Origin of the sequence: Aquitalea aquatica (assembly GCF_013911085.1) — a bacterium.
Classification (GTDB): Bacteria; Pseudomonadota; Gammaproteobacteria; order Burkholderiales; family Chromobacteriaceae; genus Aquitalea; species Aquitalea aquatica.
On record NZ_JACERN010000042.1, the window covers coordinates 117,520 to 132,040 of the forward strand.

The 14,521-nt window shown below is 62.3% G+C and carries 13 protein-coding genes; 9 read left to right on the forward strand and 4 right to left on the reverse strand.

All coding sequences use genetic code 11. The features are described from left to right. Positions 1–74 precede the first annotated feature (74 nt). A complete protein-coding gene (locus tag H2Z84_RS18235; RefSeq protein WP_045844953.1) occupies positions 75–1,007 on the forward strand; it encodes a family 2A encapsulin nanocompartment shell protein in 933 nt (310 codons plus the stop codon). Further along, positions 982–2,790 carry a family 2A encapsulin nanocompartment cargo protein cysteine desulfurase gene (locus tag H2Z84_RS18240; RefSeq protein WP_181837214.1) on the forward strand — a complete coding sequence of 603 codons (1,809 nt, stop codon included), beginning with the start codon at positions 982–984 and terminating at the stop codon, positions 2,788–2,790. The genes H2Z84_RS18235 and H2Z84_RS18240 overlap by 26 nt, the downstream gene beginning before the upstream one ends. Before the next feature lie 141 nt (positions 2,791–2,931). Here H2Z84_RS18240 and H2Z84_RS18245 read toward each other — a convergent pair whose 3' ends face one another. The 4 genes from H2Z84_RS18245 to H2Z84_RS18260 form a co-directional block, all read right to left on the reverse strand. Beyond that, a complete protein-coding gene (locus tag H2Z84_RS18245) occupies positions 2,932–3,936 on the reverse strand; it encodes a potassium channel family protein (protein WP_258869479.1) in 1,005 nt (334 codons plus the stop codon). A gap of 68 nt (positions 3,937–4,004) precedes the next feature. Then, positions 4,005–5,000: a Rieske 2Fe-2S domain-containing protein gene (locus H2Z84_RS18250; RefSeq protein ID WP_181837215.1), complete on the reverse strand. Its 996-nt coding sequence runs from the start codon at positions 4,998–5,000 to the stop codon at positions 4,005–4,007. Then, complete coding sequence (locus H2Z84_RS18255; protein ID WP_220272907.1) at positions 4,997–6,142, reverse strand: GNAT family protein; 1,146 nt, start codon at positions 6,140–6,142, stop codon at positions 4,997–4,999. The genes H2Z84_RS18250 and H2Z84_RS18255 overlap by 4 nt, the downstream gene beginning before the upstream one ends. After that, on the reverse strand, positions 6,139–7,287 hold the full coding sequence (locus H2Z84_RS18260) for an ATP-grasp domain-containing protein (RefSeq protein WP_181837216.1): 1,149 nt from the start codon (positions 7,285–7,287) through the stop codon (positions 6,139–6,141). The genes H2Z84_RS18255 and H2Z84_RS18260 overlap by 4 nt, the downstream gene beginning before the upstream one ends. A 230-nt stretch (positions 7,288–7,517) precedes the next feature. Between H2Z84_RS18260 and H2Z84_RS18265 the strand changes: the two genes are divergently transcribed. From H2Z84_RS18265 to H2Z84_RS18295, 7 genes are read left to right on the forward strand one after another with little or no spacing between them, the layout of a single operon-like run. Continuing rightward, positions 7,518–8,489, forward strand: coding sequence for a 3-oxoacyl-[acyl-carrier-protein] synthase III C-terminal domain-containing protein (locus H2Z84_RS18265; RefSeq protein WP_181837217.1), 972 nt, complete (start codon positions 7,518–7,520; stop codon positions 8,487–8,489). Continuing rightward, the gene (locus H2Z84_RS18270) at positions 8,477–9,505 is read left to right on the forward strand and encodes an NAD-dependent epimerase/dehydratase family protein (RefSeq protein WP_258869480.1); all 1,029 of its coding nucleotides are present in this window, start codon (positions 8,477–8,479) and stop codon (positions 9,503–9,505) included. The genes H2Z84_RS18265 and H2Z84_RS18270 overlap by 13 nt, the downstream gene beginning before the upstream one ends. Then, positions 9,489–10,301 (forward strand): MBL fold metallo-hydrolase, encoded by an 813-nt coding sequence (locus H2Z84_RS18275; protein ID WP_181837218.1) that lies wholly within the window; start codon positions 9,489–9,491, stop codon positions 10,299–10,301. Before H2Z84_RS18270 ends, H2Z84_RS18275 begins: the two co-directional genes overlap by 17 nt. Then, entirely contained in the window at positions 10,298–11,587 is a 1,290-nt protein-coding gene (locus H2Z84_RS18280; RefSeq protein ID WP_181837219.1) for a F390 synthetase-related protein, read from the forward strand. Before H2Z84_RS18275 ends, H2Z84_RS18280 begins: the two co-directional genes overlap by 4 nt. Next, on the forward strand, positions 11,584–12,204 hold the full coding sequence (locus H2Z84_RS18285) for a phosphatase PAP2 family protein (protein ID WP_181837220.1): 621 nt from the start codon (positions 11,584–11,586) through the stop codon (positions 12,202–12,204). Before H2Z84_RS18280 ends, H2Z84_RS18285 begins: the two co-directional genes overlap by 4 nt. Next, the gene (locus tag H2Z84_RS18290; RefSeq protein ID WP_181837221.1) at positions 12,201–13,295 is read left to right on the forward strand and encodes a sterol desaturase family protein; all 1,095 of its coding nucleotides are present in this window, start codon (positions 12,201–12,203) and stop codon (positions 13,293–13,295) included. The genes H2Z84_RS18285 and H2Z84_RS18290 overlap by 4 nt, the downstream gene beginning before the upstream one ends. Continuing rightward, a complete protein-coding gene (locus tag H2Z84_RS18295; protein WP_181837222.1) occupies positions 13,292–14,386 on the forward strand; it encodes a fatty acid desaturase family protein in 1,095 nt (364 codons plus the stop codon). The genes H2Z84_RS18290 and H2Z84_RS18295 overlap by 4 nt, the downstream gene beginning before the upstream one ends. The last annotated feature ends 135 nt before the right edge of the window (positions 14,387–14,521 follow it).

Below are 14,521 nucleotides of genomic sequence, written 5' to 3' on the forward strand. Positions count from 1 at the left end.
TTGCCTGCAGGCCGCCGGCAAGGGGGCTGTGTTGCCTGCAGATTGTTTTTTAACCCATCCCTTATGGAGCAGACATGTCTCAACATCAGGACGTCAAACAGGCACTGGGCGACAACGCCGCGCGCCAGCTAGCCAATGCCACCAAAACCGTACCGCAGTTGTCCACCATCAGCCCGCGCTGGCTGGTGCACCTGCTGCAATGGTCGCCGGTAGAAGCGGGCATTTTCCGTCTGAACCGGGTGAAAAACGCCGCCGGGGTGCAGGTAGCCTGCTCGCAGCGCGACGAGTCCGAACTGCCGCAAACCTTTGTCGATTACGAAGAACAGCCGCGTGAATTGTTCCTCAATGCGGTGACTACCGTACTGGACGTGCACACCCGTGTATCCGACCTGTACAGCAGCCCGCACGACCAGATCAAGGAACAGCTGCGCCTGACCATTGAAACCATCAAGGAACGCCAGGAATCCGAGCTGATCAACAACCCGGAATACGGCTTGCTGGCCAATGTGGACGATACCCAGCGCATCTCCACCCTGACCGGCGCACCGACCCCGGACGATCTGGACGAGCTCCTGACCAAGGTATGGAAAGAGCCGGGCTTCTTCCTGGCCCACCCGCTGGCGATTGCCGCATTCGGTCGTGAATGCACCCGCCGTGGTGTGCCGCCGCCGACCGTGAGCCTGTTCGGCTCACAGTTCATCACCTGGCGCGGTGTGCCCATCATCCCGTCGGACAAGCTGCCGATCGACGAAGACGGCAAGACCAAGATCCTGCTGCTGCGCGTGGGTGAAAAGCGCCAGGGTGTGATCGGCCTGTACCAGCCGGGTGTGGCTGGCGAACAGAGCCCGGGCCTGTCGGTGCGCTTCATGGGCATCAACCGCAACGCCATCGCGTCCTACCTGATTTCGCTGTATTGCTCGCTGGCCGTGCTGACCGAAGATGCGCTGGCCGTGCTCGAAGACGTGGAGATTGGCAAGTACCATGACTACCCAGATACCTACAAGTAAGCCTGAGGGCTTGCCGGACATCGCCCAGCTGGCGAATCTGGCCAATGCCTTCTTCAGCGCCTTGCCGGGGCAGGTGCCGGGCAGTGCGCCAGCGGCGTCCAATGGGCTGAATCTGGATGTGGCTGGCCCGCAGTTGTCGCCACAGCCGGCCGCCGCCGCCGCGCATACGCCGGAACCGGCGGCACTGGATGGCTTTGGCCGGGGTGGCCCGCATGCCTATGCCGTGCCTGAGGGCTATGGTGCGGCCATTCCGCAAGTGGCCGCGGCCCAGCCTTCGGCACCGTCCGCTGCTGGTGCTGCCGTCCCGTCCTCGCCGTATTACTTTATTGGTGAGTCCTCGGCTTATCCGGCATCGTCCAGCAGTTTGCCGGTGGATGACCGGGTGACGGCGCAGTCCTTTGGCCTGCCCGGTGCGGATGAGCTGCGCGCCTTGCTGGCCGGTGATAATCGCCAGCCAGTGGCAGCGGCACCTGCGCAGGGTAATAGCCATGGCTATTACTTTGTCGAGGAGTGGCCGCAGCATGGCAAGGCACCGGATTTCGACCGCAAGGTGGCCAGTCGCGGCCATGGCTTTGATGTGAACGCCGTGCGCCGTGACTTCCCCATCCTGGCCGAGCGGGTGAATGGCAAGCCGCTGATCTGGCTGGATAACGCCGCTACCACGCACAAGCCGCAAGCGGTGATCGACCGGCTGGCCTATTTCTACCAGCACGAAAACTCCAACATCCACCGCGCGGCGCATGAGCTGGCGGCGCGGGCGACGGATGCCTACGAAGCGGCCCGTAACAAGGTGGCCCGTTTCATCGGTTCTCCCAGCCCGGATCAGGTGATTTTCGTCCGCGGAGCCACCGAAGCCATCAACCTGGTGGCCAATACCTGGGGGCGTCAGAATATCGGCGCTGGCGATGAAATCGTGGTGTCGCAGCTGGAACACCACGCCAACATCGTGCCCTGGCAGATGCTGGCAGCCGCCAGCGGTGCCAGGATCCGGGTGATTCCGGTGGATGACAGCGGCCAGATTCTGTTGGACGAGTACCGCAAGCTGCTGAACAGCCGCACCAGGCTGGTGGCCATCACCCAGGTATCCAATGCGCTGGGCACGGTGACGCCGGTGCAGGAAATCGTGGCGCTGGCGCATGCCGCCGGGGCGCGGGTGCTGGTGGACGGGGCGCAGTCGGTATCGCACATGCGGGTGAACGTGCAGGCGCTGGATGCAGACTTCTTCGTGTTCTCCGGGCACAAGGTGTTTGCACCCACCGGCATCGGCGTGGTGTACGGCAAGAAGGAATTGCTGGACAGCATGCCGCCGTGGCAAGGGGGTGGCAACATGATTGCCGATGTCACCTTCGAGAAAACGCTGTATCAGCCGGCACCCAACAAGTTCGAGGCGGGCACCGGCAATATCGCGGACGCGGTGGGGTTGGGTGCAGCCATCGACTATGTCGAGCGTATCGGGCTGGAAGCCATTGCCCATTACGAGCACGACCTGCTGGTGTATGCCACCCACGGCCTGCAATCGGTACCGGGCTTGCGCCTGATCGGCACGGCAGCCAACAAGGCCAGCGTGCTGTCCTTCGTGCTGCCGGGCTACCGCACCGAGGAAGTGGGCAAGGCGCTGAATCAGGAAGGCATTGCGGTGCGCTCTGGCCACCACTGCGCCCAACCGATTCTGCGGCGCTTCGGGCTGGAAGCCACGGTGCGGCCTTCGCTGGCTTTCTATAACACCTGCGAGGAAGTCGATACCCTGGTAGCCGTGTTGCAGCGGCTGGCGCGGCGGAACTAAGACCCGCTAACAAATCCCCCGGCTCCTGGGGTGCGCCTTGGCCCGGGTTCTCTACGGGGTTTTGTTAGCAGCTCCAAGCTGTGCTGGAAATGAAGAAAGGGCCGATGCGCATGCATCGGCCCTCTTCGTTTGGTGTGCTGCTCAGCTGCTGGCTTGCTGGTTGCGGATCAGCAGCAGTGATTCGCCACTGTGCATGATGACTTCCGGGTCTGGCGAAAACTCCACTTCACCCGGGCTGCGTTCCAGCGCAATCACCATGGCCTTGCCATCGAAGCCATCCTTGAGAAAACTGCCCAGCGGCTGGCCTTCCCAGCGTTCGTCCAGTACATGTACCTGGGCATGGAACTGGTTGGGATAGCGATGGTGCAGGTGTTCGAAGAAGTGCAGGGTTTCCGGGTGGGCCACGATATTGGCCATGTTCATGCCGCCCAGATGGGACGGAATCACCACATTGTCAGCGCCCACTGCCAAAAGTTTCTTGCGCGAGCTTTCGTTTTCCGCCTTGGCCACGGCCAGTACCGTCGGGTTCAGGCTCTTGGCCGTTACCACCACAAAGGCGTTGTCGGCATCGGCACTCAGGCAGGAAATCAGCGCGCGGGCATGGGTAATGCCGGCAGCGGTGAGGTTTTCGTCTTCAGAGGCATCGCCGACAATGAAGGGCACATCGCGCTCTTGCAGCAGGGCGATATTGGCTTCGTCCTTTTCGATGACCACCACCTGGTGGTGAGTGCCCAGCAACTCTTCCAGCGCGTAGCGCCCGGTATGGCTCAGTCCGCAAATGATGGTGTGCTGGCGCATGCGCGCAATCAGTTTTTCCATTTTCTTTCGTCTCAGATAAAGCGGCAGGTCGCCCTGGAACAGCATCAGGGTGAGCGAGGAAATGCCATAACCGACCACGCCGGTGCCGAACACGATCAGCGCAATGGTGAAATAGCGGCCTTCCAGCGACAGGTTGTGGGTTTCGCCATAGCCGATGGTGGCCAGCGTGATGACGGTCATGAACAGACTGTCGGAAAAGCTCCAGTCCTCGATCAGCATGTAGCCGGAGGTGCCAAACAGCAGGGCGGCAAACACCAGGCTGCTGAGGAACACGAGCTTACGCGGGAAACTGTGGCGCATGGGTGAGGGGGCTTGGAAAAGCGGCATTATAGCGTGCTATTACAGGATAAATGGATAGTTGTGCCAGAGTATTTCCACCGTGGTTTCCCCTTGGTTTACAGCAGGGCGCTGACTTCCCTGTGCAGGGCCGGATCAAGCTGTTCGCCACGCAGCAATTGACGGATGGCTGGGCCCAGCAGGTCCAGTTCGGTGTCCAGCGGGGGCGTCATGGCAAAACGCAGGCGGTTGGCCTGGGTTTCTTCCAGTATGGCCTTGTCCTGGCGCAGGATGACGCCAAACAGGCGGCGCAGCAGCAGCCGTTTCAGGCCGGCTGGCAAGTAGCCGCGACGGGTGGCTATGCGTGCATGCAGGCGGAGGCGCTGCGGGGTTTCCGGTGTCAGCCAGGCGCTGACCAGCAGGTTGAGCCCGCGCTGGCCGTGATATTCGATTTCAGCTAGGCCGGGCAGGCGAAAACGCCCCATGCTGTGGCTGCGGCTGCCTTCGAACAATTGTGAAATCAGTCCGGACTGCAAGCCTTCCTCGCTGTAGCGGGCTTCTATGCCATCCGTGAGCGCGCTGACACGGGCGCTGACCTGCTGGCGGCGCTTGTCGCGGCGAATCCAGCCGGCATGGACAAAATGGGTGTGAAAGCCGTCGAGAAAATTTTCGGCTGCGTCGGCCATCTCGCAGTGCACGATGTCGCTCATGAAAAAGCTGTCCACGCTGCTGCTGATGGCCGGGGCAACCGGCGGCGGTGTTGCGGGCCCAGGCTGCAGGCAGGCCCAGATCAGGCCATGGGCGCTGCAACTGGCCAACGGCTTGATCAGCGGGCCACCTGCCGGCTGGCGCTTCAGCCCCGGCACCTTGCTGCAGTGGCCATCGGCAGTGAATTGCCAGCCGTGATAAGGGCAGGCCAGCTCGCCGTGGTGCACCCGGCCGCAGGACAAGGGTGCGTGGCGGTGTGGACAGCGGTCTGGCATGACGACTGCCTGACCAGCACGGTCACGAAACAGCACCAGCGGCTGGTCGTGCAGGGTGCGGGCCAGCGGTTTGTCATGTGTTAACTCTGCCTCGATGGCCAATGGCCACCAATAAGCGCGAAGGTCTATCACAGTTTCAGTCTCCGCATCAGGGGAATGCCTATGCCGTGCAGCAGCCGGCCAAGCACGTGCCAGGCTCGCTGGCGGGCAGGTGGCAGATGGCGGACATACAGCATGCTGTATTCAATTTCGGCTACGCCGCCACGGCGGCGTTTGAAATCGGCTGCGCCGGAACTGAAGTTCAGCAGCTTGCCTTCATTTGCGGCGCGTTGCAGGCAAAGTTGGGTCAGCTGGCGGTACAGACCGAGCTTTTGCGGCAGGGCCGTATCGTAGCCGACGATGGGCGCGGTCAAGATGTGGCTATTGGCAAACCAGCCGACGATGCCATCCAGCCGGCCGTCGCTGTTTTGCAGGGCGCAGAGCTGCAGCCAGCCATCGCGCTGGCCGTGGTATAGCCAGTCGGCAGTGAACTGGGGGTTGAGCGGGGAGTATTTTTCCAGGTAGAGCTGCCGGTAGAGCTGGGCCAGTCGCGGGTAGTCGTCTTGCTGCAGTTGTTCTCCTGGCAGGCAGCGGTAGCCGGCATTGCGCAGCAGTGTGGCATCCAGCCGGGTGTTGTGGCGCTGCAGAAAAGCCGACTGCTGGCCGGCACGGCCATCGAACAGGTAAACCTGCCGGCTGGGAATGGCCACATAGCCACAGGCCAGCATGCGGTCGATCAGCTGAGCATTGCTGAAGCGGTTGAGCGAGCGCAAGCCGATGGCGTGCCGGGGGAACTGGCTGCACAGGAAGCGGGTGAGCGTGGCGATTTCGCCGCCTTGCCAATCCGGTGGATAAAGGTTGGTTGATAGCAGCCAGTTGTTCACCTGCACCAGCCGGTCCAGCTCTGCCTGTTGCAGCCAGTGACTGATCCCGCGCAGCAATTGCTGTAGCGGCCAGCTCAGCCAGGGGCGGCCGATTTGTGCCAGCTCGTAGCTGGCGTAGCGGATATAGGTGGTGAGCGGGGATACCACGTAGCTGTTGGCGGCTGCCTCGTCGCCATCATTGATGCTGAGTGGAAACAGCTGCTCGCCACACTGCAGTAATTGCAGACGGGTACTGACATTGGCGATTTCGCTGGCGGCATGGCGGGAAAATGCGATCAGCGGGGCATGGCTGGCCAGCAACGACGGGTCATCGATCTGCTGCGGGTCCAGCACGCGCAGGTCGCTGCTCATAGCGGCTGGCCATCCCATTCGATATCAGTGGTGGCCGCAGCCAGCAGCCCGCAACGACGGTGGAGGGCACGGGCACAAACTTCCAGCAGACCGGGCAGCTGCGCCCATAGCGGTCCGGTGTCGCCCGGACGGCTGATCACATCGTGTGCGGCCCTGTAGTCCTGCCAGAAAGCGGGCAGCAATGCCTGTCTGGGCGCGGCAAACAGCAGCATGGCCAGCCCGACCATGCGCGGCTGGGCTGTTGGCAGTAATAGCGGGCCTTCACCCAGCAGGGCCTGCACCAGTGCCTGTGGCTGGTCATCGAACAAATGCACGCCACTGGTGGCGCGTGGGTTGCATTCCAGCACATGGCACTGACCGCTGCTGTCTTCCATGAAGTCGAAGGCCACTTGTCCGTTGAAGTGGGTGGCCTGGCCAAAGGCTTCGACAAAGGCGCGGATGGCTGGTGGATCGCTGGGTTCAAAGCAGATGCCCGAACCACCGCCCACCCGGTGGCGCGGATGGTAGCAGGCATGGGCAGTCAGGCGGCCGGCACTGAACAGGCTGTAGCTGCAATGTTCACGCCCGGCAATAAAGCGCTGCGCTACCCATGGCTGGGCCGGGGTGGGGTGCAGGCTGTCCAGTTGGCGTGCGCTCGGGCAGATTCGCGTGTGTCTGGCAAAGCGTGAGTAGGCCGGTTTGAAAACCCATGGCAGCTGTTGCCCGGCTGTCGCGTGCTGGAGGATGAAGTCATCCAGCTCGGCGCGGGATGACAGCAGGCTGGTTGGAGGGGCAGCTGCCGGCCAGCCTTGGGTCAGCCAGGCGAAGTGCGCCTTGTGATGCAGTCTGTGTAGCAGGGGAAAATCGCTGACCAGCACCCGGCAGGACAATTGCCTGGCAATGTGCGACAGGTAAAACGCCTCCTCGCAGGTGGGCAGGATGAGGTCTATGCCCAGGCGCTGGACGGCCTGCTCAAGCGCCCGGCCCCAGGCCTGGGGGGCGTGGCGCGCTTCTGGCAGGCGCAAAAAATGATCGACGGCTTTGCTGAAGCGGCTAAGCGGCCAGGAGAGCGAATCGCCCACGCTGACTTCCCAGCCGGCAGCATGAAAGGCACGAGCCCATTCCAGGCAGGCTGGCGCGCGGGCGCCGGTAAGCAGGACATGCATGTAATGCTTTCAAAACAGGTTGAACACTGCGGGTGGTAACAATGGCTGGTCTGGCATATCCAGTATTACGGATAGGTGACATTACGCATTGCGTTCATTATGCAACACTCATAAACTGCTCGGTTTAAATTAAACGTAAATAGTGATTTCAGGGAAATTGATTTCCAGAGTGGCTGTTGTCGGCAATGCTGGCGGCACAGAGCGCAAGATGAAGTCATGAACACACCAATATGAAATTGATTGCCACCGGAAAGGCGCTGCCAGAACTGTCGGTCAGTGCTGCCGATCTTGATCTGCGTCTGGGCTGTCGCTCAGGTGATTGTTTGCGCAAAAGCGGGGTGCATACCCGCTATTTTGCTGGTGAGCAGGAGACACAGAGTGCACTGGCTGCGCGGGCTCTGCATGCGGCGCTGGGCAATGCCGGGCTGGGGGTGGGGGATATCGATCTGCTGATCGGTGCCTGTGGCATTCCCGAGCAGGCACTGCCGGGCACGGCCTGTTTCATCGCGCATGCTGCCGGCTTGCCAGCAGGGCTGGCCGTGTTTGATGTCAATGCCAGCTGCCTGAGTTTTCTGAGTGCCTTGCAGGTGGCCGACAGCCTGCTACAAAGTGGTGCCTACCGTCGCATCGCTATTGTCGCTGCCGACCTCGCCTCGCGTGGGTTGGACTGGAGCAATCCCGAAGCCTCGCTGATTTTCGGCGATGGTGCGGCCGCCGCCATTGTCGAGCGTGGCGAAGCGGGGCAGGGCTTGCGCGCTTTTCGGCTGGCCAACTATCCCGAAGGGCGACGTCATTGCGAAATCCGCGCCGGCGGCACCCAGTGCAATCCGCGCCGTGGAGCGGTGGCCAGCGACTTTCTGTTCAATATGCAGGGCAAGGCCGTATTCAAGCTGGCCGCAGAGAAGATGCCAGCGTTTATCGACGGCCTGCTGGCGGCTACGCCGGGTGGTCTGGACAGCATAGACTGGGTGTTGCCGCATCAGGCCAGCCATCTGGCCATGCAGCATATGGCGAAAAAACTCGGTATTGGCCGCGAGCGGGTCATCGATATCTACGCCAGCCACGGTAATCAGGTGGCGGCATCCTTGCCCACCGTGCTGCACGAGGCAGTCAGCAGTGGCCGGGCGCAGCGTGGTCAACGTCTGCTGATGCTGGGGACAGCGGCCGGGCTGAGCCTGGGCGGGTTGGTATGGGATTTATGAAACAGGTGCTGGTGACCGGTGCTACCGGAGGGCTGGGGCGCAATGCCGTCGCCATGCTGTTGCAGCGTGGCTGCAGGGTACGCGCCACTGGCCGCAAGCTGGAAATTGGCCGGCAACTGGTGGCGCAGGGGGCCGAATTCCTGCAATTGGATCTGGCCAGCGCTACCCGTGCGGAAGTGGCCGCTCTGCTGCATGGCATCGATACGGTATGGCACTGCGCCGCCTTGTCCGCCCCCTGGGGGGCGGAGGCCGATTTCATCGCCGCCAATGTGCTGGCGACCGAACGCCTGCTACAGGCCGCTGGACAAGCCGGTGTCAGCCGCTTCGTACATATTTCCACGCCGGCACTGTATTTCGATTTTCAGCATCGCCACCAGATTCCGGAAAGCTATCGGCCACGGCAGTATGTCAACGGCTATGCCCGCAGCAAGGCGCAGGCCGAGGACAGGGTGCAACAGGCGGTGGTCCGCTATCCGGCCATGCGCTGCATCATCCTGCGGCCACGGGCCATTTTCGGCGAGTACGATCAGGTGCTGATACCGCGACTGGCGCGCTTGTTGCGCCGTCCGGGGGCGCGGCTGCCCTTGCCACGGGGCGGGGAAGTGTTGCTGGACCTCACCTATGTCGGCAATGTCACCCATGCCATGTGGCTGGCCAGTACCCGGCCAGAGCTACTGAGCGGCGAAGTGTTCAATATCACCAATCAGCAACCGGCGGTGCTCAAACAGGTGCTGCAACAGCTGTTTGTCGAGGAGCTGGGCTGGCCGATGCGCATTGTCAGCCCGCCTTATACCGTGCTGCATTACGCCAGCCTGGCATTGCAGTGGCTGTCTCGGTTTAACGGGCGTGAACCGCTGCTGACGCCTTATAGTCTGGGGGCGGTGCATTTTGACATGACGCTGGACAACCGCCGCGCCAGCGAACGGCTGGGTTATGTTCCGCCCTACAGCATGCAAGAGGGCATACAGCGTACTGCGGACTGGCTGAGGGAGCAGGCTGATGGCCATATTGCATGAGTTCAGCGTGGGTCATTGCACCCATCCGGCCTGCATGGCGCTCAAAGGCGCAGGGCTGGCCAGCCGCTGCTTTCCCTCGCGTGCTTATCTGATTGAAACCCGCGACCGCCTGCTGTTGTGGGATACCGGCTATGCCGAGCATTTCCATACCGCTACCCGCCAGGGTATCTATCGCTTGTATCCGCTGGTGACACCGGTGACCTTCAATGCGGCAGATGCCTTGTCCAGCCAGCTGCAGGCGCGCGGGGTGAACCAGCGCGACATCCATGCGCTGGTGTTGTCACACTTTCATGCCGACCATATCGCCGGCCTGCGCGACTTCCCCCAGGCCCAGCTATGGTGTTCGGCCGCAGGCTGGCAGGCTGTGCGCGGTTTGTCTGGTCTCGCCGCATTGCGGCAGGCTTTTCTTCCCGCCTTGCTGCCCGCTGATATCGATAGCCGGCTGCACTTTGTCGAAGCGCTGGAGCTGGTGGACCTGCCAGCGGAGCTGGCACCGTTCACCCTGGCCCGCGATCTTTCCGGCACTGGCGAAGTGCTAGTGGTGGACCTGCCTGGCCATGCGCCGGGGCATCTGGGGGCATTTGTCCGTACCGAGCAGGGCTGGACGCTGCTGGCGTCGGATGCCGCCTGGGCGCGCGAAGGGTTCCAGGATTTGCGTGGCCCCGCCGAACTGACTTTCCTGATCCAGCATCAGCGTGCGGCCTATTACCAGACGCTGGGCCGGCTGCATGCCTTGTACCGCAATGGCTTGCATGATATCCGCCTGACCCACCAACAAGAGGATGGCCCGGCATGATGCGACTACTGCGAGTGCTGCAGGCCTACTGGCAGGCGCGGCGGCTGCAATTTCACGATCGGGCTGCGCTGGAGCGCTATCAACAGCAACAGTTGGCGGTATTTCGCCGCCGCCTGCAACAGCGCAGCCCGTATTTTGCTGCGCTGGGAGACGTGCCGCTGGCGCAGTGGCCGCTGATGGACAAGGCGCTGATGCTGCAGCATTTCGACAGCATGAACACTGCCGGACTGAGGCTGGAGCAGGTGATGCAGATCGCCCTGCATGCCGAGCACAGCCGGGACTTTGCTCCCACCATCGGCCCCTATACCGTGGGGCTGTCCTCCGGCACCACCGCGCAGCGGGCAGCCTTTGTGGTGAGCCGGAGCGAGCAGGCGCAGTGGGCTGGCATCATGCTGGCGCGCGCCTTGCCGGATGGCCTGCTGGCGCGCGAACGCGTGGCACTGTTTCTGCGTGCCAACAGCAATCTTTACACCTCAGTGCGCAGTCGCTGGCTGACATTCCGCTATTTCGACCTGTTTCGTCCCTTTGCCGAACATCTGCCCTTGCTGGCCGACTACCAGCCCAGCATCTTGCTGGCACCGGCCCAGGTCTTGCGTGAACTGGCACTGGCGCAACTGCAAGGCCGCATCCGCTTGCAGCCCAAGCGGGTGTACTCCATTGCCGAGGTGCTGGAAGCACAGGACCGGCAACTGGTTGAACAGGCTTTTGGCACCGTGCATGAAATCTACCAGGCAACCGAGGGCTTTCTCGCCAGCACCTGTGCCGCCGGGGTGTTGCACCTGAACGAGGAGTATGTGCATGTCGAGCCGGAATGGCTGGACGATGCACACCGCCGCTTCGTGCCGGTGATTACCGACTTCAGCCGCTATACCCAGCCCATCGTGCGCTACCGGCTGAACGACGTGCTGCTGGCGCGCGCCACGCCCTGCCCATGTGGCCGTGCCAGCATGGCACTGGACGGGGTGGAGGGGCGCTGTGACGACATGCTGCTGCTGCCCGATCACCAAGGGCAGCCACAAACGGTATTTGCCGACCTGCTTGGCCGTGCGCTGGCCCAGGTCTTGCCATTTGATGCCGACTACCGGCTGCGGCAAACCGGCCCCAGCCGGCTGACGCTGCATCTGGCACTGCCTGTCGGGCAGCAGGCGGCGGTGCAGGCACATCTGGAGCGCGTACTGCAGGGCGCTGGTGTGGATGTGGCGGCATTGCAGTGGCAACACGAGCAGACCTTGCCGCCGCTGGATACCAGCCGCAAGCGGCGACGCATCATCCGGGAGCTGGCATGAACAGACTGCTGAGCCAGTTGCCGCCCCGCCTGCGGCATTTGCTGCTGGGCTGGGGCTCGGTGGGCTGTGCCTATACCCTGGGCAGTCTGCGCAGCGGACCGGCCTGGGTGCTGCCGGAGCTGGCCAGTGACCGCTTGCTGGCTTTCGATCCTTCGGCCATCTGGCTGTATCTGTCGTTTTTCCTGTTGGTTCCTGCTGCCTTTTGGCTGACGCCGCCGCAGCGGCTGCGCTGGCTGCAACACGCCATGCAGCTGTCGGCATTGCTGGCTGGCCTGGTTTTCCTGTTGTGGCCCACTACGCTGGTCTATCCGCCAGCTTTGTCAGCGCCATCGCATGGCGTGCTGCAGCTTTTGCTGCAGTTCGACACCCCGGGTAACTGTCTGCCGTCCTTGCATGGCGCGCTGACCTGGCTGGCCTTGTCGGCGCTGTGGGATGGCCGGCGGCCCTGGCGCAATACGCTGCTATTGCTGTGGGCGCTGGCCATCATGCTGGCGGTGGTTCAGCTGCGTCGTCATCTGACACTCGATCTGGGGGCGGGCTTGTTGCTTGGCCTGTTTAGTGGCTGGCTGGCAGCCCGTCCTGTTCTGCATTCTTTTTTTCGGTATCGCTGCGCATGAATGTATTTGCCCTGACCTTCGCCCTGATGCTGGCCATCGTGCTGCTGGAGCTGCTGGCCTTGCGCCACTGGCGCAAGGAGGCCATTCCCTGGCATGAGATCGTGTTCAACCTGAATTCCGGCCATATCCTGATGTGGGCGCTGCGTGGCGTCGAGGTGGCGATGTTCGGCTGGCTGTTGACCCATGCCAACCTGCATCTGGTGGATCGCTTGCCGCTCTATGCCCAGTGGCTGGTGGCGATTGTCGGCTGGGACTTGAGCTTTTACTGCATGCACCGCGCCCACCACCGCTGGCCGCTGTTGTGGGCAGTTCATCGCGTGCATCACCAGGGTGAGCATTTCAGCCTGTCGCTGGGTATTCGCAATTCCTGGTATTCCTCGCTCACTTCGCTGTTGTTCGTGGCACCACTGGCGGTGCTGGGTTTGCCGCTGGAGCTGTTTGTCGCCGCCTCCTCGTTTCATTACGCGGTGCAGCTGTATAACCATAATGCCTTTGTCGGCCGTTCCGGCTGGCTGGAGGGGCTGCTGGTAACGCCGGCTGCGCACCGGGTACATCACGCTACCCATCCGCTTTATCTCAACCGCAACTTTGGCGGCACTTTCCTGCTGTGGGACCGCTGTTTTGGCAGTTATCAGCCGCCGCGCGACGATGTGCCGCTGGTGTATGGTGTGCCGGGTAGTGCCGCGTCCTTCAACCCGCTGCTAGCCAGCAATCCCTGGCTGGCGGCCTGGTCCTGGCCTTGGAGTCGGGCCGGGAAAAGCGATGCCGGATGGCAGATCAGTGGCAGTTATATTGCCTGCGGTGCCGTGCTGCTGTTTGGCTGGGTGATTTACTACGTACAGATGACTGGCAGTTTCACCCTCTGGCAGCAATGGAGCCTGTTTGGCGCACTACTGGCCGGTACGCTGGCTCTGGGTGCGATGTCGGACCGGCAGCGGCTTGGCTGGTGGGCCTGGCAACTGCTGGCGCTGGGCTTGCCCCTGGCTTGTGGCATGCTGCTGGGCCTGCGTGATACTGCAGCACTGGTCTTGTCTGCACTATTGCTATTGCATGGCGTGCTGGGCTGGCGTCGTGCGGAGGTAGTGGTATGAGTCAGCTGCGTTTTCAGTCATCGCGGCAACTGGCCTTCCGCGTGGCACTGCAACAGGCGGCGCAGGATTATCTGGCCGAGCAGGGGTGTCACCGCTACGCCGGATTTGGCATGGCCGGCAAAGCAGCACTGCTGGGCGGCCTGAGCCTGTACTGTTATTGGCTGGCCGTGCATGCCACGCAGGGCTGGAGCTTTGCCGCAGCCTATATCGCTGCATTTGTGCTGGCCATGCTGCTGGCGATGAATACCCTGCATGATGCCGCACATGGTGCGGTGTTCCGTTCTGCCGTGCTGAACCGGCTGCTGGCACGGCTGACCAGCCTGCCGATGGGGGTGGATGCCGATATCTGGACGCGCCGTCATGTCCATCTGCACCATACCTATCCCAATGTCGAAGAATACGATCTGGATATCGAGCCCAATCCCTTCTTGCGGCAGACCCCATTCCAGGCCTGGGCCGCGCAGTATCGCTGGCAGCATCGCTACTGGCCGTTGATTGCTGCGTTGTCCCTGCCTTATCTGTGCTGGTATGGCGACTGGCTGGACTGGCTGGGCAAGAGCAAGCTGCGGCTGCGTGATGCGAGGCCTATCAATACGCCGTATTTTCTGGCCAGCAAGGCCGCCCATGTGCTGCTGGCGCTGTGGCTACCGCTGTGGCTACCGCTGTGGCTGCTGCAGGGTAGCGCCATTGGCTGGGGCACGGTGCTGCTGTGCTATGTGGCCGGGCAGATGCTGGCTTCCTGTTTTCTGGTGGCCATGATTCTTGGCACGCACTGGGCTGATGTCGCCTTTTTCCAGCCGGATGCAACTGGCCGCTTGCCACACACTTGGCATGAGCACCAGTTTCTGACCTGTTGCGACTGGCTGCCGGCACCTGCTTTGCTTGGCGGCTTGCTCGGCGGCCTGCATCTGCACCTGACCCATCACCTGTTTCCGGCCTACAGTCATCGCCACTATCCGGCGCTGGCCCGCATCGTGCAGCAGCAGGCGGCGGCACATGGCCTGCCATATCGCTGCCTGAGCTATCCGCAACTTTGGCGGGCGCAACAGCGTTTCCTGCGTGCAATGGGGCTGCGGCCGGAGGCCTCATGAGCATGCCGCGCTGCACTATGCCGCTTTGTGTGTGCAGATGTGTAGCAAGCTGGGGCGGGCAATAGTTCTTCACACTGTTTTACAAGCGGTTACCTGCCGTTGGTTAATCTGGACTGGTATCAACGCACTGGAGGT